At 68.7% G+C, this 24,050-nt stretch carries 23 protein-coding genes; 12 read left to right on the top strand and 11 right to left on the bottom strand.

Going from position 1 to position 24,050, the window contains the following annotated elements; translation table 11 throughout:
* Positions 1-31: 31 nt before the first annotated feature.
* Entirely contained in the window at positions 32-409 is a 378-nt protein-coding gene (locus tag ACODSU_RS00610) for a DUF779 domain-containing protein (RefSeq protein WP_488839302.1), read from the bottom strand.
* Between the two features lie 180 nt (positions 410-589).
* Positions 590-2,113 (bottom strand): acetaldehyde dehydrogenase ExaC, encoded by a 1,524-nt coding sequence (gene exaC, locus ACODSU_RS00605; protein WP_137749392.1) that lies wholly within the window; start codon positions 2,111-2,113, stop codon positions 590-592.
* A gap of 313 nt (positions 2,114-2,426) precedes the next feature.
* Here exaC and ACODSU_RS00600 point away from each other — a divergent pair, with 313 nt between their 5' ends.
* Positions 2,427-4,385 (top strand): sigma-54-dependent Fis family transcriptional regulator, encoded by a 1,959-nt coding sequence (locus tag ACODSU_RS00600; RefSeq protein ID WP_488839299.1) that lies wholly within the window; start codon positions 2,427-2,429, stop codon positions 4,383-4,385.
* Between the two features lie 123 nt (positions 4,386-4,508).
* Here ACODSU_RS00600 and ACODSU_RS00595 read toward each other — a convergent pair whose 3' ends face one another.
* On the bottom strand, positions 4,509-5,894 hold the full coding sequence (locus ACODSU_RS00595; RefSeq protein ID WP_488839297.1) for an ATP-binding protein: 1,386 nt from the start codon (positions 5,892-5,894) through the stop codon (positions 4,509-4,511).
* Positions 5,891-6,655, bottom strand: coding sequence for an osmolarity response regulator transcription factor OmpR (gene ompR / locus ACODSU_RS00590; protein ID WP_488839295.1), 765 nt, complete (start codon positions 6,653-6,655; stop codon positions 5,891-5,893). Before ompR ends, ACODSU_RS00595 begins: the two co-directional genes overlap by 4 nt.
* 257 nt (positions 6,656-6,912) lie before the next feature.
* On the opposite strand from ompR, the gene ACODSU_RS00585 reads away from it, so the two are divergent.
* A complete protein-coding gene (locus tag ACODSU_RS00585) occupies positions 6,913-7,485 on the top strand; it encodes a hypothetical protein (protein WP_488839293.1) in 573 nt (190 codons plus the stop codon).
* A 37-nt stretch (positions 7,486-7,522) separates the two neighbouring features.
* Positions 7,523-8,506 carry an alpha/beta hydrolase gene (locus ACODSU_RS00580; RefSeq protein WP_488839291.1) on the top strand — a complete coding sequence of 328 codons (984 nt, stop codon included), beginning with the start codon at positions 7,523-7,525 and terminating at the stop codon, positions 8,504-8,506.
* Positions 8,507-8,512: 6 nt separating this feature from the next.
* On the opposite strand, the gene ACODSU_RS00575 is transcribed toward ACODSU_RS00580, so the two are convergent.
* Together ACODSU_RS00575 and ACODSU_RS00570 are read right to left on the bottom strand one after the other, a co-directional pair.
* Positions 8,513-9,214: an aspartate/glutamate racemase family protein gene (locus ACODSU_RS00575; RefSeq protein ID WP_488839289.1), complete on the bottom strand. Its 702-nt coding sequence runs from the start codon at positions 9,212-9,214 to the stop codon at positions 8,513-8,515.
* A 76-nt stretch (positions 9,215-9,290) separates the two neighbouring features.
* Positions 9,291-10,217 carry a LysR family transcriptional regulator gene (locus tag ACODSU_RS00570; protein WP_476017998.1) on the bottom strand — a complete coding sequence of 309 codons (927 nt, stop codon included), beginning with the start codon at positions 10,215-10,217 and terminating at the stop codon, positions 9,291-9,293.
* Positions 10,218-10,357: 140 nt separating this feature from the next.
* Between ACODSU_RS00570 and ACODSU_RS00565 the strand changes: the two genes are divergently transcribed.
* Positions 10,358-11,155, top strand: coding sequence for an SDR family oxidoreductase (locus ACODSU_RS00565; RefSeq protein WP_488839287.1), 798 nt, complete (start codon positions 10,358-10,360; stop codon positions 11,153-11,155).
* 178 nt (positions 11,156-11,333) lie between these two features.
* Here ACODSU_RS00565 and ACODSU_RS00560 read toward each other — a convergent pair whose 3' ends face one another.
* A complete protein-coding gene (locus tag ACODSU_RS00560; protein ID WP_488839941.1) occupies positions 11,334-12,317 on the bottom strand; it encodes a LysR family transcriptional regulator in 984 nt (327 codons plus the stop codon).
* Between the two features lie 157 nt (positions 12,318-12,474).
* On the opposite strand from ACODSU_RS00560, the gene ACODSU_RS00555 reads away from it, so the two are divergent.
* Entirely contained in the window at positions 12,475-13,386 is a 912-nt protein-coding gene (locus tag ACODSU_RS00555; protein WP_488839285.1) for an oxidoreductase, read from the top strand.
* 100 nt (positions 13,387-13,486) lie between these two features.
* Here ACODSU_RS00555 and ACODSU_RS00550 read toward each other — a convergent pair whose 3' ends face one another.
* Positions 13,487-14,023, bottom strand: a complete 537-nt coding sequence (locus tag ACODSU_RS00550) for a hypothetical protein (RefSeq protein WP_488839283.1) — start codon at positions 14,021-14,023, stop codon at positions 13,487-13,489.
* A 51-nt stretch (positions 14,024-14,074) separates the two neighbouring features.
* On the bottom strand, positions 14,075-14,803 hold the full coding sequence (locus ACODSU_RS00545) for an NIPSNAP family protein (RefSeq protein WP_488839281.1): 729 nt from the start codon (positions 14,801-14,803) through the stop codon (positions 14,075-14,077).
* A 136-nt stretch (positions 14,804-14,939) separates the two neighbouring features.
* Here ACODSU_RS00545 and ACODSU_RS00540 point away from each other — a divergent pair, with 136 nt between their 5' ends.
* Positions 14,940-15,920 (top strand): helix-turn-helix transcriptional regulator, encoded by a 981-nt coding sequence (locus tag ACODSU_RS00540; protein ID WP_488839279.1) that lies wholly within the window; start codon positions 14,940-14,942, stop codon positions 15,918-15,920.
* Between the two features lie 11 nt (positions 15,921-15,931).
* Here the strand turns inward: ACODSU_RS00540 and ACODSU_RS00535 are convergent, their stop codons facing one another.
* Both ACODSU_RS00535 and ACODSU_RS00530 read right to left on the bottom strand, forming a co-directional pair.
* Positions 15,932-17,614 (bottom strand): methyl-accepting chemotaxis protein, encoded by a 1,683-nt coding sequence (locus ACODSU_RS00535; protein WP_488839277.1) that lies wholly within the window; start codon positions 17,612-17,614, stop codon positions 15,932-15,934.
* 359 nt (positions 17,615-17,973) lie between these two features.
* Positions 17,974-18,639, bottom strand: coding sequence for a TetR/AcrR family transcriptional regulator (locus ACODSU_RS00530; protein ID WP_488839275.1), 666 nt, complete (start codon positions 18,637-18,639; stop codon positions 17,974-17,976).
* Between the two features lie 111 nt (positions 18,640-18,750).
* Between ACODSU_RS00530 and ACODSU_RS00525 the strand changes: the two genes are divergently transcribed.
* The 6 genes from ACODSU_RS00525 to ACODSU_RS00500 all read left to right on the top strand — a co-directional run bounded on the left by ACODSU_RS00525 (position 18,751) and on the right by ACODSU_RS00500 (position 23,942).
* Positions 18,751-19,179, top strand: coding sequence for a VOC family protein (locus tag ACODSU_RS00525; protein WP_488839273.1), 429 nt, complete (start codon positions 18,751-18,753; stop codon positions 19,177-19,179).
* 44 nt (positions 19,180-19,223) lie between these two features.
* Positions 19,224-19,883, top strand: a complete 660-nt coding sequence (locus ACODSU_RS00520; protein ID WP_488839271.1) for a glutathione S-transferase family protein — start codon at positions 19,224-19,226, stop codon at positions 19,881-19,883.
* A 32-nt stretch (positions 19,884-19,915) separates the two neighbouring features.
* Complete coding sequence (locus tag ACODSU_RS00515; RefSeq protein WP_488839269.1) at positions 19,916-20,404, top strand: DUF1579 domain-containing protein; 489 nt, start codon at positions 19,916-19,918, stop codon at positions 20,402-20,404.
* 156 nt (positions 20,405-20,560) lie between these two features.
* Positions 20,561-22,006: an MFS transporter gene (locus tag ACODSU_RS00510; RefSeq protein WP_488839267.1), complete on the top strand. Its 1,446-nt coding sequence runs from the start codon at positions 20,561-20,563 to the stop codon at positions 22,004-22,006.
* Between the two features lie 227 nt (positions 22,007-22,233).
* Positions 22,234-23,313: a pirin family protein gene (locus ACODSU_RS00505; RefSeq protein WP_488839265.1), complete on the top strand. Its 1,080-nt coding sequence runs from the start codon at positions 22,234-22,236 to the stop codon at positions 23,311-23,313.
* Between the two features lie 152 nt (positions 23,314-23,465).
* Positions 23,466-23,942 (top strand): FKBP-type peptidyl-prolyl cis-trans isomerase, encoded by a 477-nt coding sequence (locus ACODSU_RS00500; protein WP_056067938.1) that lies wholly within the window; start codon positions 23,466-23,468, stop codon positions 23,940-23,942.
* Positions 23,943-24,050: the final 108 nt, after the last annotated feature.

Genomic DNA, 24,050 nt, shown 5'->3' with positions numbered 1-24,050 from the left:
GCGTCATGGCAGGCCGTACAGCCCCCAACGTTCACGCCCCAGGCCCGTGCGCAATGCCCAGTTCGGCCAGCTCCGCGTCGGTGAACACCCGCGAGCGCGTGTGGAAGGCCTTGCCCTCCGGCCCCTCCAGCGAAAAGGTGCCGCCCGTGCCCTCGATCACATCGATGATGAGCTGCGTGTGTTTCCAGGTCTCGTACTGCGCGCGCCCGATGTAGAACGGGCAGCCGCCGATGTCGCCCAGATACACGTCGCCCGCGCCCATCGTGATCTCGCCGGGCAGGTAGCAGTTGGCTGCGCTGTTGTCGCAGCAGCCGCCCGATTGATGGAACATCAAATCGGGGCCGTGCTTGGTTTGCAGAAAGGCCACCAGCTCCAGCGCGGCGGGGGTGGCAATGACTTTGTCGACCATGGGTGTCTCCAGCATGCAATGCAAAAGAAGCAAAAGCGGCGCGTTGGAACAACGCGCCGCCCACAACGTTTCCTGCGGTTCACAAACCGTTCCTGGCTAGGCGTCTCCGTCGCAGACAGTGGCAGCGCCACGGCCAGACGGAGCAACGACGCCAAGGACGGTTTTTGGACCGCCACCCCATCAGAAGAAGCCGAGCTTGTTTTCGCTGTAGCTAACCAGCAGGTTCTTCGTCTGCTGGTAATGGTCCAGCATCATCTTGTGCGTCTCACGCCCGATGCCCGATTCCTTGTAGCCGCCAAATGCCGCATGCGCGGGGTACGCGTGGTAGCAGTTGGTCCACACGCGCCCGGCCTTGATCGCGCGGCCCATGCGGTAGGCCACATTGCCGTTGCGGCTCCACACGCCGGCACCCAGGCCGTACAGCGTGTCGTTGGCAATCGCCAGCGCTTCGGCCTCGTCCTTGAAGGTGGTCACGGCCAGCACGGGGCCGAAGATTTCTTCCTGGAAGATGCGCATCTTGTTGTGGCCTTTGAACAGCGTGGGCTGCACGTAGTAGCCGCCTTCCAGGTCGCCGCCCAGGTGGGCCTGGCCGCCACCGGCCAGCACTTCGGCACCCTCCTGCTTGCCCAGGTCGAGGTAGCTCAGGATCTTGGTGAGCTGTTCCTTCGATGCCTGTGCGCCCATCATGCTGTCGGTGTCCAGCGGGTTCTGGTGCTTGATGGCGGCCACACGCTTCAAGACACGCTCCATGAATTTGTCGTAGATCGATTCCTGAATGAGTGCACGCGATGGGCAGGTGCAGACCTCGCCCTGGTTGAACGCGAACAGCACCAAGCCTTCAATCGCCTTGTCCAGAAACGCATCGTCCTTGTCCATCACATCGGCAAAGAAGATGTTGGGGCTCTTGCCGCCCAGCTCCAGCGTGGCGGGGATCAGGTTGTTGGCAGCGGCCTGCGCGATCACGCGGCCGGTGCTGGTGGAGCCGGTGAACGCTATTTTTGCAATGCGCTTGCTCTGCGCCAGCGGCATGCCGGCCTCGCGGCCAAAGCCGTTGACGATGTTGAGCACACCGGGCGGCAGCAGGTCGGCAATCAGCTCCACCAGGATGAGGATGGAAATCGGCGTGGACTCTGCGGGCTTGAGCACCACGCAGTTGCCCGCACCCAGCGCGGGCGCCAGTTTCCACGCGGCCATCAGGATGGGGAAGTTCCACGGAATGATCTGGCCCACCACGCCCAGCGGCTCCTGGATGTGATACGCCACGGTGTTCTCGTCGATGTTGGAGAGGGCGCCTTCTTGCGCCCGCACGCAGCCCGCAAAGTAGCGGAAGTGGTCCACGGTGAGCGGAATGTCGGCGTTCAGCGTCTCGCGGATGGCCTTGCCGTTGTCCACGGTTTCGGCGTAGGCCAGGCGCTCCAGGTTTTCTTCGATGCGGTTGGCGATCTTGAGCAGGATGTTGGCGCGCGTGGCCGCATCGGTCTTGCCCCAGCTGTCGGCGGCGGCGTGGGCGGCGTCCAGTGCCAGTTCGATGTCTTCGGCGGTGGAGCGCGCGGCCTGGGTGTAGACCTTGCCGCTCACCGGCGTGATGACGTCAAAGTACTGGCCTTTGACGGGGGGCACGAATTTGCCGCCGATGAAGTTGTCGTAACGGGGCTTGTAGGTGATCTTGGCGCCAGCGGCGCCGGGGGCTGCGTAAACGGTCATGGTGTTGTCTCCTGCGATGGTTGTGTGCATCGGGTGGCCTCTGTAGCGCCTGTCCGATGCCAACCCCTTACTCAAAACACATGCCAGCGGGCCTGGGCGCGCGAAGTGTTGATTTCATTGGATTTTTTCGGCCGCCCAGTGCGGATACCTGTCGCAGCCGCCCGCGCCCGGGTGTCCCGGGCCGCGACACCTGTCACGAAATGGAACAGTTGGCGCTCCGCTTGCGCCCACACCCTTGCCCCGCGCCGTCGAGCCCGCCATACTGGCCCACACACCACAAGCGGGCCGCCCTGAGCCCGCACGGAGACAAAGCGTGCGCCCCAACACCTCCCCCGTCGCCCTGCGACAGGCCCGCCAGCACCTGCTGGACTCTGGCCAGTGCCCCAGCGGCCTGGTGGACGAGCGCCTGGCGCGCTCCTGGTCGCGCAGCATGGCGGCCGGCCTGCTGCCCACCGGGCGGCCCCCCGCCATCGACCACCCCAGCAGCGGCACGCTGCGCCAGGTGCTGGCCAGCAACCCCGAACTGCTGGCGCATTCGCGGCCGGTGATGGAATACCTGTTCGAGCAGGTGCGCCACAGCCAGAGCGTGGTGGTGCTGGCCGACCGGCGCGGCATGCTGATGCACACGCTGGGCGACCCGCACTTTGTGGACAAGGCCGAGCGCGTGGCGCTGACCAGCGGTGCCTCGTGGCACGAGGCCCACCGGGGTACCAATGCCATCGGCACCGCCCTGGCCGAGGCCTGCGCGGTGGAGGTGCATGGCGGCGAGCATTTTCTGGAGCGCAACAACTTTCTCACCTGCGCGGCATCGCCCATCCTGTCGGCCACGGGCGACCTGCTGGGCATCCTCGACATCTCGGGCGACTACCGCAACGGCCACGCCCATGCGCTGGGCCTGGTCAGCACGGCAGCCCGCATGATTGAAAACCGCCTGCTGGCTGCCACCTGCAAACGCAACATCCGCCTGCACCTGCACAGCGCGCCCGAGGGCATTGGCAGTGTGGCCGAGGGCATCGTGGCCGTGTCCGCCGATGGCTGGATCGTGGGCGCCAACCGCGTGGCCCTGGCGCAGCTGGGCCTGCACGCGGGCGATGTGGGCGCTACCTTGCTGGAGCGGGTGCTGGACGTGCGGCTCGATGACCTGCTCTCGCACCACAAGCGCCGCCCCCAGCAGCCGCAGGCCTTGCGCACACTGCAGGGCGCCTTGCTGTTTGCCCAGGTGCAGATGGACGCCGCCTGGGTGGCCACCCCCACACGGCCCGCTGCTATGGCCGCCGCAGTGCCCCAGCAGGACGCACTGGCGTTGCTGGACACCGGCGACGCCCGCTGGCGCACCGCCGCTGACAAGGCCCGCCGCGTGGTGGGCAAGCCGATTGCGGTGCTGGTGCAGGGCGAGTCGGGCGTGGGCAAGGAGGTGTTTGCGCGTGCGCTGCACGCCAGCGGCCCGCGCCGCGATGCGCCGTTTGTGGCCATCAACTGCGCAGCGATTCCCGAGCACCTGATCGAATCCGAACTCTTCGGCCATGTGGCCGGTGCCTTCACCGGCGCGCGCAAGGAGGGCCATCTGGGCCGCCTGCGCGAGGCGCATGGCGGCACGCTGTTCCTCGACGAAATTGGCGACATGCCGCTGGCCCTGCAGACCCGCCTGCTGCGTGTGCTGCAAGAGCGCAGCGTGACGCCCGTGGGCGCCAGCAAGGCCGTGCCGGTGGACTTTGCACTGGTCTGCGCCACGCACAACCAGCTCATGCAGGCGGCGGAGCAAGGTCGCTTTCGGCAAGACCTGTACTACCGCATCAACGGCCTTACGGTGCAGCTGCCCGCACTGCGCGAGCGCAGCGACTTTGTGGCGCTGCTGCAGCGTCTGCTGGCCGACCTGACGACGGAACAGGGCCTGGGTTTTGAGGTGCAGGTGGCGCCCGACCTGCTGGCCCGTCTGGCCGCCTACCCCTGGCCCGGCAACCTGCGCCAGCTGGCCAATGTGCTGCGCACCGCCTGCGCCATGTTGGCCGAGGGCGAAGACACCCTGGGCTGGGAGCACATGCCCGACGACCTGGTGCAGGCGCTGACGGCGGTGCCCTCCAGCCCGCGCAGCGATGCCGCAGCGGGTGCTGGTGTGGACGGCCTGCCAGCCAGCCTGAGCCTGCAGCAGCTGTCCCAGGCCGCCATCGACCAGGCGCTACAGGCCGCGCGCGGCAACATGTCGCAGGCCGCGCGCCAGCTGGGCATCAGCCGCCAGACGCTGTACCGCAAGCTGAAGATGCCGGTGGCCTGAGCGTCTGCAGGGTTCACTGAATTGCTACTGATTTGAGAGCTGCTGCCGCATATTGCACTAGCGCTTGCGGCACTTTTGGCTGAATTTTCAGGGTGCAGCGTGCCCTGGGCGTGCGCAGCGGCATCAGCCCCGCTCGCCCCGTGGCAACACCAGCCGCGCGCGCAGCCCCGCGCCCGGCGCACTGTGCAGCTCTAGCCGCCCGCCGTGGCTGCGCACCACACGCTCCACAATGGCCAGGCCCAGCCCCGCGCCCGGTGCGCCCGAACGTGCCGCGCCATCGCCGCGCGCAAAGGGCTGGCGGATGCGGTCCAGCTCTGCCGGGGCGATGCCGGGGCCCTGGTCCTGCACCTCCAGCCACACGCCGTCGGCATCGGACCCGGTACGCAGCAGCACCGGCGGTGTGCCGTGGCGCCAGGCGTTTTCCACCAGGTTGTCCAGCGCGCGGCGCAGTGCCTGGGGGCGCACCAGCACATCGGGCAGCGTGCCCAGCGCCAGCCGCACGGTGCGCCCATGGTCGGCCTGCGCCTCGGCCACGGCCTGGGCCAGGTCGTTGAGCGACGCTGGGGTGGGCGCCTCGGCCTCACCGCTGCGCGCAAACTGCAGAAACTGGCCCACGATGCCGTCCATCTCGTCGATGCTGCGCGCCATGCTCGCGGCCAGGGGCGCATCCACCTGCGCACCGGCAATCTCCACGCCCAGGCGCAGCTTGGTCAGCGGGGTGCGCAGGTCGTGCGACACACCGGCCAGCATCAGCGCCCGCTCCTGCTCGGCCGCGGCCAGGCTGTGCGCCATGTGGTTGAAGCTGCGGCCTACGGTGGCGATTTCTTCGGGCCCGTCCTCGGGCAGCGGCGCAGGGGTCTGGCCCTGCGCCAGCTGCCGGGCCGCTGCCACCACCTGCGCTAGCGGGCGGTTAATGTGCCGCTGCAGCCACCAGGCCCCCAGCAGCGCCAGCAGCATGCTGGCCAGCGTAGCGGCCAGCCAGGCGCCGGTGAATTCGCGCGTGGGGAACACGCTGGGCAGGTTCAGCCAATAGGTCTCCGCCCCCTCCGGCCCCTGATGCACCACACGCAGGGCCAGCACGCCCGTGCTGTCGCGGCGCCACACGGGTTGTGATGGCTGTGATGCTGATGTTGCCGCATCCTCAGCCCCCAAGCGACGCGACACCGCCTGCACAAACTGCCGCTCCAGGGGCGACAACAGCGCACGCCGAACAGTGCTTTCCGCCGCCACCGGCGGGGCCGACCGCACGGCCTGCTGGTTGAAGGCCTCGACGAATGCAGCGCGCTCTGCCGGGGGCAGCGCCTGCAGCCCTGCGCGCAAAGCGCCCACGTTGCGCGCCACGCCATCGGCCACCTGTGCCACGCGGGGCTGAAAGATCATCTGCCGCACCAGCACGGCCGCCACCAGCTGGCCCAGCACGATCAACACCGCCATCAGCAGCAGGTTGCGGCCCAGCAGGCTGCGCGGCCACCAGCCTCGGGTGGGCTGGGGTGTGGCGGAGGGCGTCATGGCTTGCCTCCGCCGCCGGGCGCTGCGCCATCGGGCACAAACACATAGCCCACGCCCCACACGGTGCGGATGTGGCGCGGCTGCGCGGGGTCGGCCTCGATGAGCTTGCGCAGGCGCATCACCTGCACATCGATGCTGCGGTCGGTGGCGGTGTGGTCAGGGCCATAGGCCAGTGCGATGAGCCGGTCGCGGCCCAGGGGCCGGTGCGGTTGCTGTGCCAGCGCCTGCAGCAGCGCGAATTCGCCCGTGGTCAGGGGAACGTCCTGGGCGCCGTCGCCGTCCGCGCCCCCATGGCGTTCCAGCCGGCGCTCATCCAGCCACAGCGTGAACGCGCCAAAATCGATGCGCCCGCCCGTCTGGCGCGGCCCGGTGTGCGCACCCAGCAGGCGCTGGCGGCGCACCATGGCCTGGATGCGGGCCAGCAGCTCGCGCGGGTTGAAGGGCTTGGGCAGGTAGTCGTCGGCGCCCATCTCCAGGCCCACGATACGGTCCACCGGGTCTCCGCGCGCGGTGAGCATCAGGATGGGAATGGTCTCGCCCTGCGCGCGCAGGCGGCGGCAGATCGACAGGCCATCCTCGCCCGGCATCATCACGTCGAGCACCAACACGTCAAAGCGCTCGCGCTGCAGCAGCACATCGAGCGGGCCCGCACCATCGACCATACGCACGCTGTAGCCCTGGTCGCTCAGGTAGCGCTGCAGCAGCGCACGCAGGTCGGGCTCGTCGTCTGCGACCAGGATCTTGGCCAGGGCTTCCGTCATGGGGCGGTGGAGGTGGATGGCAGTGGGTGGGTGCAGCCAAGGCTGCGTGCCAATGGTAGGGCCGAAAACACCGGGTGCCAGCGCGGGCAGGTGCCCCGGTGCATGACAACGCATGACAGGCCCCGGAGGTTTGTCATGCTTTGTCATACATCGCGCAGCGGGCGCCACAACTGGCTCATACCTGGCGGCCATAGTTCAGGCCAGCGCAGCATCCTGCTGCTCCGTACCCCCTGTTCTGTTGCAAGGAGCCCACCGCCATGTTCCCTTCCGCCCCGACACCTCCCGCCCCCGTTGCCACCTGCCGCGCCATGCTGCTGGCCGCCTTGGCCGTGACGGCGCTGCTGCTCCTGGCAGCCACCGATGCCAGCGCACGCAGCCGCCACACCGTGGAGCACAACGCCGATGGCAGCACCACCGCCCGCACCGGCGTGGTCCGCGCCGCGCCGGGCGGTGGGGGCGTGCTGCGCGGCCGCAGCGTGACCACCGACGGCCAGGGCCACGGCAGCGTGCGCAGCGGCGCCGCCGTGGTGGGCCCCAACGGCGCCACCGCTGTGCGCCAGGGCCAGAGCGCAAGGAATGCCGATGGCTCGGCCAGCCACAGCAGCGCCATGGCCGCCCAGGGCGACAGGGGCACGCTGCAGAGCACGGGCGCCGCCACGCGCAGCGCTGACGGCAGCGTGACCCAGGGCCGCACCACCACGGCCACCAGCGCCACCACCGGCAACAGCGTGCAGACCAGCAGCTCGTACAACGCGGACACCGGCCGTTCCCGCAGCGCCAGCTGCTTTGACGCCAGCGGCGCCCCAATGGCCTGCCCAGCGCGGCCCTGATCCATCACCTTCCATTCATTGAGCCAGGAGATCCCGCATGTCCCGTCCTTCCACTCCACTCTCCGCGTTCGCCTCCCTGCGCACAGGCCTGGGCGCAGCGCTGTGTGCGCTGGCCGCTGTGCTGATGACCCCGCACGCCCACGCCCAGCTGCGCGGGCTGGGACCCTTTGCCCAGTTGCGCGACACCGCTGCGGCCTTGCCCGCCGGTGTGCAGCGCCTCGCCGATGTGCCCTATGGTGCGGACCCGCTGCAGCGCATGGATGTCTACCTGCCCGCTGCTGGCAGTGCCGCCAGCAGCGCTGCGGTGGCCAGCGGTACGCGCGCGCCGGTGATCTTCATGGTGCATGGCGGCGCCTGGCGCACGGGCGACAAGGCCATGTCCCGCGTGGTGCAGGAGAAGGTGGCGCGCTGGGTGCCCAAGGGCTTTGTGTTCATCTCGGTGAACTACCGCCTGTACCCCGCCGTGAATGTGCTGCAGGAGGCGCAGGACGTGGCCATGGCGCTGGCCGCCGCGCAAAGCCGCGCCGCCAGCTGGGGCGCCGATGCATCGCGGTTCATCCTGATGGGGCACTCGGCGGGCGCGCACCTGGTGTCGCTCATCAATGCATCGCCCACCCTGGCCCAGCGCGAAGGGGCCTGGCCCTGGCTGGGCACCGTGTCGCTGGACAGTGCGGCGCTCAATGTGCCGGTGGTGATGACCGCGCCGCACTACCCGTTCTATGACGAGGTAATGGGCGCCAACCCGTTGTTCTGGGCGGCGGTGTCGCCGTACCACGCGCTGTCGGGGCCGGTGCCGCCGTTCCAGTTCGTGTGCTCCACCGAGCGCCCCGACCACCCCTGCCTGCAGGCCCAGGGCATGGCGCGCCGCGTGCGCGACCTGGGCGGCCGCGCCGAGGTGCTGCCGCAGGAGCTGACCCATGGCGAGATCAACGCGCAGCTGGGCCTGGAAAGCGCCTACACGCGGGCCGTGGAGACCTTCATGGCGTCGCTGGATGCCGTGGTGGCGCAGCGGCTCAAGTAATTGCGTTCAGTCAACCTGCACGGCCCGGCGCAGCGCCGCACGGGCCAGCAGGCGGGTGGAGTCCAGTGTGGGCAGCGGGGAGTTGGCGTCGCTCAGGATCAGCGGGATCTCGGTGCAGCCCAGCACCACTGCATCGCAGCCTTCCTCGCGCTGCATGCGGGCGATGATCTGCTGGAACAGGGCCACGCCCTCAGGGCGAATGATGCCGGGCACGAGCTCGTCCATGATGATGCGGTTGATCTCACTGCGCTCGGCCTCGGTGGGGCGCACCCATTGCAGGCCCTGGGCCTGCAGCGCATCGGGGTACACGCTGCTGTCCACCAGCCAGCGTGTGCCGGCGAGGGCCAGGCGCCGGTGCCCGCGCGCTGCCGCCTCGGCCGCCACCACCTCGGCAATGTGCAGCCAGGGCAGCGGTGAGTGGGGCAGCACGCGGTCCATGGCCTGGTGGATGGTGTTGTCGGGGCAGATCAGAAAATCGGCGCCTGCACGGGCCAGCTTGTGGGCGGAGGCCAGCATCAGGTCGGCCACGCCTTGCAGGTCATTCCGGTCCAGGCAGTCCACATAGTCGGCCAGCGACGGTGTGTGCAGCGTCACCTCGGGGTGCGCATGCGGGCGGCCCAGCAGTGCAGCGCCTTCGGTGCACAGGGTGCGGTAACACAAAGCAGCCCCTTCGGCGGAGCAGCCCACGATGCCGATGTGTTGGGGCATGAATATGGTCCAGAGCTATTGCAAAGGCCCATTATTGCCACCGCGCTGCCGTGGCTCGGGCCCCATGCTGTGCCCGTCAGTCCCCGCGCACCCTTTGCGCAAAGCCGCGCGTGCTGAACTGCTCCACCACAAAGTCCACAAACACCCGGGTGCGTGCGGGCAGCAGCTTCTTGCTGGGGTAGTACAGCGAGGTCGGCCCTGCATCGGCCCACCAGCCGGGCAGCACCCGCACCAGGTCGCCCTGCGCCAGCCAGGGCTGCGCAAACGGCATGGGCAGCACGGCCAGGCCCAGGCCCATCAGCGCGGCCTGGCACATGGCCTCGGGGTCGTCGAACACAACGCGCGGGCGCAGTTCCACGGGGGCCGCATCGCCCGCCTTGTTGCGCAGCGTGGTGACGTTGATGCGCCCGGTGCGGATGTTGCGCCGGGCAATGCCATCCCACTGCGCCAGGTCCGCCGGGTGGCGCGGCGCCCGCTTGCGGCCCTGCAGCAGTGCAGGCGCCGCCACGACCACCAGATGGATGGGGCCCAGCGTGCGCGCCACCATGTCGGGGTTCAGGTTCAGGCCGCCGCCAATGCCGGCGTCAAAGCCCTCGCCGATCAAATCCACCTGCCGGTTCTCAAAGCGCCAGTCGGGCTGGATGGCCGGGTAGCGCTGCAAGAACTCGGTGAGCAGCGGCACCAGGTATGCGCGCCCAAAGGCCTGGCCCATGCTGACCTTGAGCGTGCCCGCAGGCTGCTGCTCGGCCTCGGCCGCATGGTCTACCGCGTCGGCCAGGGCGGTGAGGGGCGGGCCCACTTGCGCCAGCAGGCGCTGCCCGCCCTCGGTGAGCGTGAGGCTGCGCGTGCTGCGCTGGAACAGCCGCACGCCCAGGCTGGCCTCCAGCCGCGCCACGTTCTTGCTCACGGCGGCGGGCGTCAGGCCCATGAGCCGCGCGGCGGCCGAAAAGCTGCCCGATAGGGCAGACTGCACAAACGATTCAAGGTGGCTGAGGGGCTGCATGCGGGGTATTTTCAACCAAGGGTTGAAAGATATACAGCCCATTCATGGCTACCAGAGTATGAGTGTTTTTCTGACACTGCAGTCTTCCCGGTTCGGTGACGAACCATTTTCTGCATGCACCTCGTTGGAGAAACAACACCATGTCTTCTGTGTCTGAAACATCCCCGGTCTCTGCTCCTACATCCTCGGGCCGCCCACTGGCGGGCAAGGTTGCGCTCGTCACCGGCGGCGCGCGCGGCATTGGCGCGGCCATCGTGCGGCGCCTGGCGCGCGATGGCGCGGCCGTGGCCTTCACCTACAGCAGCTCCGCATCACCTGCCGAGACGCTGGTGGCGGACATTGCGGCAAGCGGCGGCAAGGCCCTGGCCCTGCAGGCCGACAGCGCCGATGCCGTCGCCCTCACCCAGGCGGTGGACCGCGCCGCGCGAGAGCTGGGCCGCCTGGACATCCTCGTCAACAACGCGGGCGTCGCCATCGCGGGTGAGCTCAGCAGCTTTGCGCTGGCCGACTTTGACCACACGCTCAACGTCAACGTGCGCGCCGTGTTCGTGGCCACCCAGGCCGCCGTGCGCCACATGGGCCAGGGCGGCGCCTATGGCCGCGTCATCACCATTGGCAGCACCAACTCCGACCGCGTGCCATGGGCCGGATTCAGCGTGTATGGCATGAGCAAGGCCGCCATCGTGGGCCTGACCAAGGGCCTGGCGCGCGACCTGGGCCCGCGTGGCATCACGGTGAACAACGTGCAGCCCGGCCCCGTGAACACCGACATGAACCCCGCTGACGGCCCCATGGCGGGCGACATGCACGGCCTGATGGCCCTGAGCCGCCATGCCCACCCCGATGAGATCGCGGGCATGGTGGCGTATCTGGCCGGCCCGGAATCGGGCATGGTGACGGGGGCGAGCTTGTTGATCGACGGCGGCTTTGCGGCCTGAGAAGGTGTGAATGAACCCCTCATGCCCGCTCATCCCGCCAAAACACGCCCGCTCGTCGTTGCAAATGCTCGCCATAGCCCGCGCTATGGCTGTGCTTTGCGCCTAGACCGGCCGTGTTTTAGCGGCCTGCTCGGACACGCCGGATCCGTTCACACCTTCTGAGCTGTCAGCACGGCGCTCACTGCGTGGGCTTTCGCGCCCGGGGCTTTTTCTGCACTGCAGGGCCGTGGGTCGCCAGCTCTTTGGGCGTGAGCAGGTAGGCGGGGTTGTTGGCCACCATCTCCACCGCCAGGTCGATGAAGGCCCGCACGCGCGCTGGCAGCGCCGTGCGGCTGCCGTAGTACACGTAGAGCGCCAGGTGCTGCGCCACATGCTGGGGCAGCAGCGGCACCAGCTGGCCGTTGCGCACCAGCGGCGCGGCCGTCACGCCCACCAGCTGGCCCACCGCGTGGCCGCCCAGCACCGCACGGGCCTCCACCTCGATGTCGTTGGTGCAGAACGTGGGGTGGATGGTGCGCGCCACGATGTCGTCGCCCACCTGGAACTCCCAGGGCATGGGCTTGCCAGTGGACGCATGGCGAAAGCCGCTGCAGCGGTGCTGCGCCAGGTCGTCGATGCTGGCCGGCGCACCGTGGCGTGCGATGTAGGCAGGCGCGGCGCACACGATGAGCTGCAGCGTGAGCAGCCGCCGCGCCACCACGCCACCCTCGGGCGGGTAGCCCGAGCGGAAGCCCACATCCACGCGGTCTTCCACCCAGTTGCCGATGCGGTCGTCCAGCTGCACATCGGGCTCCACCAGCGGGTGGCGGCGGCAGAACTCGTGCAGCACCGGCCAGATCACCTCCAGCAGGATGGAGCGCGGCGCCACGATGCGCAGCGGCCCCGCCATTGCCTCGCGCCCGCGCCGTGCGCCCTGCACCGCCTGCTGCAGCGTGGCCAGGCCCGGTTGCGCCGACGCCAGGAATTGGCGCCCTTCTTCGGTCAGGCTCAGGCTGCGCGTGGTGCGGTGGAACAGCCGCACGCCCAGGTGCGATTCGAGCTGCACCAGCAGCTGGCTGGACGCCTGTGGCGTGATGCCCTGCGCGGCCGCCGCCTGGCGCAGGCTGCCCAGCTCGGCGGCCTTGACGAAGTTGGCGATGGCGCGCAGTTCATTGATGGCCATGGTGGACAGGCATTGTGCGGGGCGGCTGCGTGGTGGATTGGCAAGCATTGCTTGCGAATGAATCCAGAGATTATGGGCTAGTCGCATGGCAATGGCTTGCCTAAAGTCCACCGCCATGGGCACCGCCCATTGCTCAACACCACCTCAAGGACCAACCATGAACGCCGCACACACCACCCCCACCACAGCCACGACCACCTCCCGTTCTTCGTCCCCCCGCGTCTGGCTGATCACCGGCGCCTCGCGTGGCATCGGCGCGCGCATTGCCGAGGCTGCGCTGGCCCAGGGCGATGCCGTCATCGCCACATCACGCGATGCCGCATCGGTCGAAAAGCGCTTGGGCGCACACGATGCCCTGCTGCCCCTGGCGCTGGACGTGACCGATGAGGCCCAGGCCCGCCATGCCGTAGGCGCGGCGCTCGACCGCTTCGGCCGCATCGACGTGCTGGTCAACAACGCAGGCTACGGCCTGCTGGGCGCGGTGGAAGAGGCCACCGCCGACGAGGTGCGGCGCCTGTACGACACCAATGTGTTCGGCCTGCTGCATGTGACCCGCGCCGTGCTGCCCGCCATGCGCGCGCGCCGTGCCGGGCATGTGGTCAACATCTCCTCGCTGGGCGGCGTGCAGTCGGCCGCGGGGTTTGGCCTGTACTGCTCCACCAAGTTTGCGGTCGAGGGCATCACCGAGGCGCTGCATGCCGCGCTGGCGCCGCTGGGCATCCACGCCACCGTGGTGGAGCCGGGGTACTTCCGCACCGAGTTTCTGGACAGCGCCTCGCTGGCCGTGTCGCCCCGGGTGTTGGACGACTACGCCGAGAGCGCCGGTGCCGTGCGCGAAGCCGCCCGCCGCATCAACCTGAACCAGCCCGGCGACCCGGTGCGCCTGGCCCAGGCCGTGATGCAGCTGGTGGCCAGCCCCACGCCGCCGCTGCGCCTGCCGCTGGGCACCGACACGCTGCAAACCATTGCCGACAAACATGCCTTTGTGGCGAAAGAGACGGCGCAGTGGCGTGCGGTGGCGGCGTCCACGGACTTCCCGGTGCAGGAAGCAGCACTCCAGATGGCGTGAGTTAGCGCTCCTGCTTTGGTAGCTGATAGCGCATAACCATCAGGCACCAGGGGCTGTTTTGGCTTCAATTTTTAGCCTGGGTGCTGGGGGCTGCCTATGCTCACACCGGCCGCGCAAACTCCATCACCCAGTTCACCTCCCAGGTCGCGCCGCCGTTGTCCGAAAACGCCTGCTGCCAGCGCGGCGCGCCCGTGTGCATCTGCGACCACTCGAAGCGCACGCGCACCGGGCGGCCCTCGAACAGCTCCTCGCCTTCAAACAGGCCCACGCCATCGTGGAAGCCCCCCACCACCGGCGGCAGCAGCAGACCTGTGGCTGGGTCCAGGCCGCCCGTGAGGTTGTCCAGCCAGTAGATGCTCCAGCGCTGCGTCACGGGGTTGAACACACGCAGTGCCATGCCCACGTAGCCGGGATTCCAGGCCAGCGGTGTGAAGGTGTCGAAGTTGCCGATGCCACCGGGCAATGGGTGGGCGGTGCCCGTGGCGTCAAAAACCTCCCAGTCGTGGCAGCCCGCGAGCCTGCGCACCAGCCGCGTGTTGCGAATGCGCCAGGGGCCCATGAGAAAGTCGAAGTCGCGCGCGGCGCTGGGCGCCACGGTGGGCGACGGGATGGGAATGAGGCGGGCTGGGGTGGACATGGTGGGGCTCTGTGGTGGTTGGTGCGTCAGGGGGAGAGGTGTGCGGGTGCGTCACGCATGCAGCGCCGAGCGCGCGGTCGGCTGCAGGCGCAGCACCTCGGGCGCTGCCGCCAGCCAGGGGGCGAGACCGGGCGCCACGTCGCGCGCCCAAGCGCCGCTGTCGGCAAACGACTGCAACGCAGCCTCGTCGCCAAACAGGGCCAGGCCCAGCAGCACGGGTTCGCCTTCGCGCACCGGCAGGCGGGCAAAGGTGTTGGGGCTGTGCTCGGTGCAGAACCAGGCGATCTGGCGCGCGCCGCCGCGCAGCAGTGTGGGCACCATGCGGTGGCGGGAGAGGTCCAGCAACTGGGGTGTGGCGGGCTCCCGCAACGGGAACACGGTGACCTGCAGGACGCCAGCGGCTGCACCATGGGTGCCGGGCTGCGGCCGCGCATGCTGCGGAAGGCCGGCCGTGGCGCCGGGCCAGGCCGGGCGGAGCAGGTGCACGTTGTCCGAATCGATCATGGTCGCATTGGCGGCGTGGCGGTGTGCCGCCCAGACGGGGCCGCCATAAAAGCCCTCCAGTGCGCGGTGGCGCGCCGGCATGTCGGCAAAGCCACGCAGCCAGACGAACTGGTCGGGCCGGTCCAGGTCGCGGAACTGGCCCAGCACGCGCATGCCCTGCGCCTCCTGGGTTTCCACAAACTCCCGGTCGAACAGGTCGATGAGCACTTCGCGCTGCTGGGGGTGCAAGGTGTACTGGCGCAGCTCAACGATGGCGTGGGGATCCGTGGTGGGCATGGGGGCTCCTGAAAAGGTGGGGGGGAAAGAAGGCGAAGACAGGGTTGCAGTGTGTGCCGCTATACCTGCCAACCCATGGCAGGTATTTGCGCTATCTTTGGCCTTCTGTTTTTTTGCACCACCCCTGCCAAAGCCCATGCGCGCCAGCCGTTTGTTGTCCCTCCAGATGCTGCTGGAAACGCGCGGCCGCATGAGCGCGCAGGCGCTGGCCGAGGCGCTGGAGGTGTCGGTCCGCACACTGCACCGCGATGTGGACCAGCTCAGCGCTGCAGGCGTGCCCATCTATGCCGAGCGCGGGCGCAATGGGGGTTTTGCGCTGCTGCCAGGCTGGAAGACCACGCTCACGGGCCTCACGCCGTCCGAGGCGCAGGCCGTGTTTCTGAGCGGTCTGCCCGGCCCTGCGCAGGACCTGGGCCTGGGCGGCGATGTGGCGGGGGCGCGCCTGAAGCTGCTGGCCGCGCTGCCCGCCGCCTGGCGCGACGACGCGCAGCGCGTGAGCGCTCGTCTGCACCTGGACCCGGTGGACTGGTACCGCGAGAGCGACCCCACACCGCACCTGCCCACCGTGGCGGCCGCCGTGTGGAGCGGCCACCAGATCACCCTGCGCTACGAGGGCTGGGCGCGCACGGCAGAGCGCACCGTGAGCCCGCTGGGCCTGGTGCTGAAAGCGGGCGTGTGGTACCTGGTGGCTTTGCCTATGGGAGCCGATGCGCGCGGGCCGCGCACCTACCGGGTGTCGAACATCCTCGCTGCCACGGCGCTCGACCAACCGGCCAAGCGCCCCGCACGCTTTGACCTGCCCGGCTACTGGGCTGCGTCGATCCGGCGTTTTGAGTCAGGCCTGTACACGGGCGAGGCCACACTGTTGGCCACACCCGAAGGGCTGCGGGGCCTGCGCGCGCTCAGCAGCGCGGTGGCGCGTGCGGTGGCTGCCGCTCCACCGTCGCGCCGCAAGGATGGCCGCACACCCGTGAACATCCCCATCGAGTCGGTGGAGCATGCCTGCGGGCAGCTGATGCGGTTGTCGCCCCAGGTGGAAGTGCTGCGACCCCTAGCGTTGCGCCGCGCGCTGGTGGCGCGGGTGCAGGCCACCGCGCGGCTGTACGGCGCGCTGTAGCGGTGCCCTCACTAAGCGGCGGTGAGCACCTTGGGGAACGGGCCCCGCACGCTGAGGGGCTGCGTCTTCACGGTGCCTGGCCGCTGTTGCGGCGGGCGCTGCACATCTGCCACGGTGCGCACGGGCTCTTCCACGCGGAACACCGCCACCGATTCCACCAGGCCATGGGCCTGCTGGTTCAGCGTGTGGGCGGCGGCGGCCATCTGTTCCACCAGCGCTGCGTTTTGCTGGGTGGACTGGTCGAGCTCGGCCACTGCGTTGCCGATCTGCCCGATGCCTGCGCTCTGTTCGCGCGTGGCGGCGCTGATTTCACCGATCAGGTCGGCCACGCGGTTCACCTCGCCCACGATCTCGGTCATGGCGGAGCCTGCGGTGTGCGCCAGTGCCGACCCTGTCTCCACCTTCTCCACACTGGCCTCGATGAGCGACTTGATTTCCTTGGCCGCTTGCGCGCTGCGCTGGGCCAGCGTGCGCACTTCGCTCGCCACCACGGCAAAGCCCCGGCCCTGCTCTCCGGCCCGGGCGGCCTCTACCGCGGCATTCAGTGCCAGGATGTTGGTCTGGAACGCAATGCTGTCGATCACGCCGATGATGTCGCCAATGCGGCGTGAGCTGGTGGTGATGTCGTCCATGGTGCTGACCACCCGCGCCACCACCGTGCCGCCGTGTTCTGCGGCCGCGCGCGCGGCCGATGCAAGCTGGGCCGCTTGTTGCGCGGTGTCGGCGTTCTGCTGCACCGTGGCGGTCATTTCTTCCATGGAGGCTGCGCTTTGCTGCAGATTGCCGGACTGCTGCTCGGTGCGGTGCGAGAGGTCTGCATTGCCCGTCGCAATCTCCTGAGAGCCCGCCTCAATGGTCGTGGCCGATGCGCGCACGCGCCCCACGATGCTGGCCAGCGCGACCTGCATGTCCCCCAGCGACGCGAGCACACTGTCGGCGGGCGCCGTGGCGCTGCCGGACACGGTGCCCAGGTCGCCGGACGCAACGCGCCGTGCTGCCGCGCTGAGCTGCACCGGGTCTGCGCCCAGAGACCGCATGAGGCTGCGGTTGATGAGCGCAGCCAGCACCGTGGCCGCCAGGATCGACACCACGGTGGCCAGGATGAGCAGGAGGCGCTTGTTGCCGAACTTTTCGGCCGCGTGGCTGATTTCCTGATCTGCGGAGGCCGCCACGGCTTGCGTGTAGGCGGACGTGGTGCTGATCAGCTGCTTGAGCAGTGGCTGGCATTCGGCATTCATCTTGGCGATCGCCTCGTCCTTCTTGCCGTCCCGCGCCAGGCCCACAATGGCCAGCGCCACGGACCCGTAGCTGCGCTCGATGGTTTGCAGTTGCTCGAACAGCTCGCGCTCCCTTGCGGGCACCTGTGCGGCGTTGGCCAGGGCCTGGCGCAGTTCTGCCATCTTGGTCTGCACGCGCTCGTGCGCGGCCGTCACGGCCAAGGTCTCTGCCTGCAGGTCTGCCGCGCTGGTCAGCAGGATCAGGTTGCGGGCCGCAATGGCGCGTGCATTGGCGGCTGCCTGGATGTCGCGCGCCAGGCCACCCCGGTGGAATTCATTGCCCACGAAGCGCTGGAAGTCTTCGCGCGCGTCGCCCAGGCTGCGCAGCGACAGGAGGGCAACGGCGATCAATATCGCGATCAATACAGAAAAGGCAAACGCCAGCTTTTGGGTGACGGTTTTTTGGTGGAAAGCCATGGAAAGTCCGGGTGGGTGTCATGCACGGCCGAGGTGCCGTCTGACCGGCTGGCAAACGGGTGCCAGCCAGAGGATGGGTGATGCGCGCAGTGCGTTGTAACCGTGCGTATCAATTTGTGAATTGTCGGTCACAAGGCGCCACGGCCGTGTAGGCCCAGTTCGACAACCTGCGCCGCTACAGGGAATCCGTCCTTGTTACAAATCAGCGAATGGGTATCCGTGCTAGGGAACGAAAGGTGGGCCGCCCCGGCCCGCCCACGCGGATGCGCGCCGGAGTGAGGCGACCGATACCGCAGGCAACGGAGCCGCGAGCCAGGGCCATGCAGAGGCTGTGGGTGGGGCCTGGTGAGGCCGCACGCTTACAGCCCCCGTTCCACCATGTCCAGCAGGCGCTGGCCCAGCAGGTCCAGCATCTGCTGCGGCGTGCCGCGCAGCGGCCCGTCGATGGCAAGCAGCGCCATGCCGTGCACGGTGGACCAGGCCAGGTATTCGGCGCCTGGGCGGCGTGCGGGCGGCAGGGCGCCAGCGGTGACCAGGTCGTCCAGTGCAGCGCTCAGGTGCTGGAAGGGGTTGAGCCCTGTGGCGCCGCCCATGGCTGGGTCGGGCGTTTGCTGCACCGTGAAGCGGCCGCCGAAAGCGGTGCGAAAGAGCCCCGTCTCGGCGTGCGCGAACCGCAGGTAGCCCGCACCCACGGCGCGCACCTTGGCATGGGCCCGCTCGGTGGGCGTGCCGGTGGTGGGCACCAGGGCCAGCTCGGCCTCCATCGACCGCGCGGCGGCCGCCACAGCTGCGGCACGCACGGCACCCAGCAGGTCGTCGCGGTTGGCGAAATGGCGGTAGGCCGCATTGGGCGCCACCCCCGCACGGCGCGTGGCCTCGCGCAGCACCACGGCATCGGGCCCGCCCTGGCGCGCCAGTTCAATGCCCGCGTCCAGCAGCGCGCGGTGCAAATCCCCGTGGCGATAGGTGCTGCGTGCGGCAGGTGTGCGGGAGGGGGCGGCCTTGTTGCGGGTGCTTACGGTCATGGATCGTTCGGATGTGGACACTGTCCATTATCTTTGCTATTGTTTGTGGACGGTGTTCACAATTGCGCGTCGAGGTGTTCACTGGCCCGCCAACCCTCCCGAGGAGATCCCATGAAAGTCGAGTCCTACCTGATGTTCGAAGGCCGCTGCGATGAAGCGCTGGAGTTCTACCGCCGCGCCCTAGGCGCCCAAGTCACCATGCTCATGCGCTACAAGGACAACCCCGAGACCGCCGCTGGCGAGGGCTGCGCTGACGGCAGCGGCCCGGGCCCCAAACCCGAGATGGTCATGCACGCCTCGTTCACCGTGGGCGACACGCAGATCATGGCGTCGGACGGAATGGGCTCGGGCCATGCCAGCTTCCAGGGCATCTCGCTGGCGCTGAGCCCCGCCAATGCAGCCGATGCCAAACGCTATTTCGACGCGCTGGCCGATGGCGGCAAGGTACAGATGCCGCTGACCAAGACCTTTTTCTCGCAGGCGTTTGGCATGGTGGCCGACCGCTTTGGAGTGCCCTGGATGGTGGTGGCTCCCGAATGAGTGCGACCCCGGCCAACCACACCGATCCACACACAGGACCCCGCATGCTCGCCCTCTACGGCCACCCCTTTTCCTCCTACACCCAGAAGGTGCTGATCGCGCTGTACGAGAACGGCACGCCGTTTGAGCTGCTCAATCTCGACCCCGCCGAGCCCGTCAGCCATTCGGCCGACTGGTTGCGCCACTGGCCGCTGGCGAAGTTTCCGGTGCTGGTGGACGGCGACCGCACAGTGGTGGAAAGCAGCATCGTGATCGAGCACCTGCAGCTTGCGCACCCGGGGCCCGTGCCGCTGATTCATGCCGACCCCCGGGCGGCGCTGGACGTGCGCTTCATGGACCGCTTCTTTGACCTGCATGTCATGGCCCCGGTGCAGCACGCGGTCAACGCCGCGCTGACCGGCAACGCCGAGCGCAAGGCCGAAGGCGTGGCCTGGGCCACCGAGAAGCTGGAGAAAGCCTACGCCTGGCTGGAGGGCATGTGGGCAGGGCGCACCTGGGCGGCGGGCGAGTCGTTCTCGCTGGCCGACTGCGCTGCGGCGCCCTCGCTGTTCTATGCCGACTGGACGCACCCCATCGCAGCCACCTACCCGCAGCTGCGCGCCTACCGCGCCCGGTTGCTCGCACGCCCCTCGTTTGCACGCGCGGTGGAAGGCGGTCGCCCCTACCGCCACTACTTTCCGCTCGGAGCACCCGACCGCGACTGAGCGCGCGCCCACCACATCACCAGGAGACCCCCATGATGAACCCCGAACCCCACGCCATGCACCGCTGGCTGCAGCAGCTGCTGGGCGACTGGACCTGCGAGTCGCTGGCCGACATGGGCCCGGGCGAACCCCCCGCGCACAGCCGGGGCACTGAGCATGTGCGCGCACTGGGCGGCCTGTGGGTGCTGTGCGACGGGGCGGGCTCCATGCCCGGTGGGGGCGGCGAGGCCCGCATGCTGATGACGCTGGGCTACGACCCGGACCAGCAGGCGTTTGTCGGCACCTGGGTGGGCTCGATGATGACCCACATGTGGGTGTACCGCGGCACGCTGGATGCGGACCAGAAGGTGCTGACGCTGGAGACCGAAGGCCCCAGCTTCAAAAACGATGGCGGCACCATGCGCTACCGGGACGTGATCACCGTCGTCAGCGCCAACGAGCGCACGCTCACCTCGTTCGGCCAGCAGCCGGACGGCAGCTGGAGGCAGTTCATGCAAGCCAAGTACACGAGAACCTCCTGAGCCACTGCGCGGCTTCCCCCTGAAGGGCGACGCAACCGGAGGGCCAGCCAAGCCAGATCCACAGCCGCACTGGTATTGCACCCCGCTAGTCCTCAGTCGCCAGCGCAACGCGCATGACACACTGCGCTGCCAATCTCTCTTGATTTCCACCGTCCCATGACCCTCCGCATCGAAGGCCGCGCACGCTGGCCCGCACTCATCCTGCTGTGCCTGGGCGAGCTGATGATCGTGCTCGACACCACCATCGTGAACGTTGCGCTGCCCAGCATCAAGGCCGACCTGGGCTTCACCGAAACCTCGCTGGTATGGGTGGTCAACGCCTACATGCTCACCTTTGGCGGCTGCCTGCTGCTGGGCGGACGGCTGGGCGACCTGTATGGGCACCGGCGGCTGTTTCTGGCGGGCATCACGCTGTTCACCATCGCATCGCTGGCCTGCGGGCTGGCGAATACGCAGGGGCTGCTGGTGGCGGCACGTGCGGTGCAGGGCGTGGGCGGCGCGGTGGTGTCGGCTGTGGCGCTGTCGCTCATCATGAATCTGTTCACCGAGCCAGGCGAGCGCGCGCGGGCCATGGGCGTCTATGGCTTTGTGTGCGCCGGTGGCGGCAGCATCGGCGTGCTGCTGGGCGGGGTGCTCACCAGCGCGTTGAGCTGGCACTGGATCTTTCTGGTCAACATCCCCGTGGGCGTGGCCATCTACCTGGCCTGCCTGGCGCTGCTGCCGGGCGGCAAGGGGCAGGCGCACGGGCAGCGGCTGGACGTGGCGGGCGCCGTCACCATCACCGCGTCGCTGATGCTGGCGGTGTACGCCATCGTCAACGGCAACGCGGCGGACTGGACCTCGTTGCAGTCGCTGGGGCTGCTGGGGGCAGCGGCGGCGCTGCTGGCAGCCTTTTTGTTCATCGAGTCGCATGTGGCCGCGCCGCTGGTGCCCCTGCCGTTGCTGCGGCTGCGTAACCTGGCCATCTCCAACGTGGTGGGCGTGCTGTGGGCGGCGTCGATGTTTGCGTGGTTCTTCCTGTCGGCGCTGTACATGCAGCTGGTGCTGGGCTATGACGCCATGCAGGTGGGCCTGGCGTTCCTGCCGTCCAACCTCATCATGGCGGGCTGCTCGCTGGGGCTGTCGGCCTGGGTGGTGATGCGTTTTGGCATTTGCCGCACGCTGGGCTGGGGGCTGCTGCTGGCAGCGGTGGGCCTGGCCCTGTTTGCGCTGGCACCTACCGAGGGGCGGTTTGCCATCCATGTGCTGCCCGGCATGCTGCTGCTGGGCGTGGGCGCTGGCATCGCGCTCAACCCGCTGCTGCTGGCCGCCATGGGCGATGTGAAGCCCGAAGACTCGGGGCTGGCGTCGGGGGTGGTCAACACGGCATTCATGATGGGCGGGGCATTAGGGCTCGCCATCCTGGCCAGTCTGGCCGATGCCCGCACCGATAACCTGCGCCAGGCCGGGGCCAGTGTGCAGCAGGCGCTCAATGCGGGCTACCAGCTGGCATTCTGGGTGTCGGCGCTGTGTGCGCTGGTGGCGGCTGCGCTGGGCGGCTTCGTGTTGCGCCCGGCATCGCCGCCCTCAGCCGCTGCGCCTTCCCATCCGGGTGCCGTATGAAAAGATGATTTGCTATCTAGTTGATAGCTGCTCAGGCATGTTGCACTAGCGCATGCGGCCGATTTGGCTTGAAATGGTGGCGCAAGCTGTGTGCGCACACTGTGCGGCACTGTCCTGTACGCCGCACCGCACTGTTCCACCCAGCGCACTTCTGAAAGCAGCCTAAGGCCTTATCTTTGGCAGGCGTGCTGCCCGATAGCCGGTGGCGCAAACCCAAGGAGCCCTTGATGTCGTCCTCCCCCACCGTGTCTTCGTCTGCCGCCAGCCTGCCCGTTGTGCAGGCCCAGGCGCTGGGTCCGCTGTGGCCCACGATGGACCCGTTCCTGTTCTGCGCCCACCATGACGACGCCTATCCCGCCGGCAACGGCGCGTTTGCGCCCGCCGTGTCGCTGGAGGGCCGCCAGATCGGCAGCGACTTCAGCCGCAAGGACGGCTGGAGCATGTACCACGGCGACACCGTGCCAGGCTTTCCGGGGCACCCGCACCGGGGCTTTGAAACCGTCACCCTGGTGCGCAAGGGCCTCATCGACCATTCCGACTCGCTGGGCGCCGCCGCGCGCTTTGGCGGGGGCGATGTGCAGTGGGTCACGGCGGGCAAGGGCATCGTGCATTCAGAGATGTTCCCGCTGCTCAACGCCACCGAGCCCAACCCGCTGGAGCTGTTCCAGATCTGGCTGAACCTGCCCGCGAAGAACAAGATGGTGGAGCCACACTTCACCATGCTGTGGAACGAGCGCATTCCGCGCTTGGTGCACAACGACGACGCGGGCCGTGCCACCACGGTGACGCTGGTGGCGGGTGCCCTGCCCGGCGCGCCCGCGCCCCTGTCGCCGCCTCCCGAGTCCTGGGCTTCGCAGCCCGAGGGCGATGTGGCCATCTGGACGCTGCGCATGGACCCCGGCGCGCAGTGGACGCTGCCCGCCGCGCGCGGCCAGGGCACGCGCCGCATGCTGTACTTCTTTGTGGGCGACAGCCTGCGCGTGGGACCGCAGGACGTGGGCCAGCACGCCGCGCTGGAGCTGGTGGCTGGGCAAGACTGGCTGCTGACCAACACCGGCGCCACGCCGCTGGAATGCCTGCTGCTGCAAGGCCAGCCCATCGCCGAGCCCGTGGCGCAGTACGGCCCGTTTGTGATGAACACGCAGGCCGAGATCATGCAGGCCATGAACGACTACCGCCGCACCCAGTTCGGCGGCTGGCCCTGGCCCGACCAGGACCCGGTGCATGGCACCGAGGCGCGGCGTTTTGCGCGCTACCCCGGCCGGACGGAGGAAGAGCGCCCGGCCGAGGCCCCGGTGGGCGCATAGGGCTGCTCACCCAGCCCGGAACGGGGCGCACGACATGCCACCGGGCGCCTCGTGGACAATCCGGGGTTTCGTTCTGACCCGCGCGGCGGCTGGCGGCATACCCCTGCCAGCCCCGCGTCGATTCTTCACCGCGCTGAAAGTGCAAGACCCCTATGGCCACCACCATCACCAAAGACTCCGCCGTCACCATCACCTACAAGGTCACCACGCCCCAGGGCAAGCCGCTGGATGCCGGCCATCTGTCGTACCTGCACGGCGGCTACGAGAACATCTTCCCCAAGGTCGAGGCCGCACTCGACGGCCAGGCCGTGGGCTTCAGCACCACGCTGCAGCTGGCAGTGGAAGACGCCTTTGGCGCGCGCGATGAAAGCCTGGTGCGCACCATCCCCAAAAGCGAGTTCCCGCCCGGCGTGAAGGTCGGCGGCCAGCTGCAGGGCGTGGGCAACGACGGCCAGCCCGCCGTGTTCAACGTGGTCAAGATCAAGGGCCCCGAAGTGCACCTGGACGGCAACCACCCGCTGGCAGGCCAGGCGTTGACCTTCAGCTGCAAGGTGACCGAAGTGCGCGCCGCCAGCCCCGAAGAAGTTGCGCACCGCCATGTGCATGGTGCGCACGGCCACCACCATTGATGGCAGCTCGCCAGCCTGAGGCTGGCGGCGCATGCAGACCTTGGAAGTCCATGCCGCTGCCCAGCGTGCAGCGGCGGATGCTTAGGCACAAAAAAGCCCGCAAAGCGG

This window comes from Acidovorax sp. FG48 (assembly GCF_057809085.1).
Note: the sequence above shows the minus strand (reverse complement) of the source record. Positions and strands in the feature narration are given on the sequence as shown.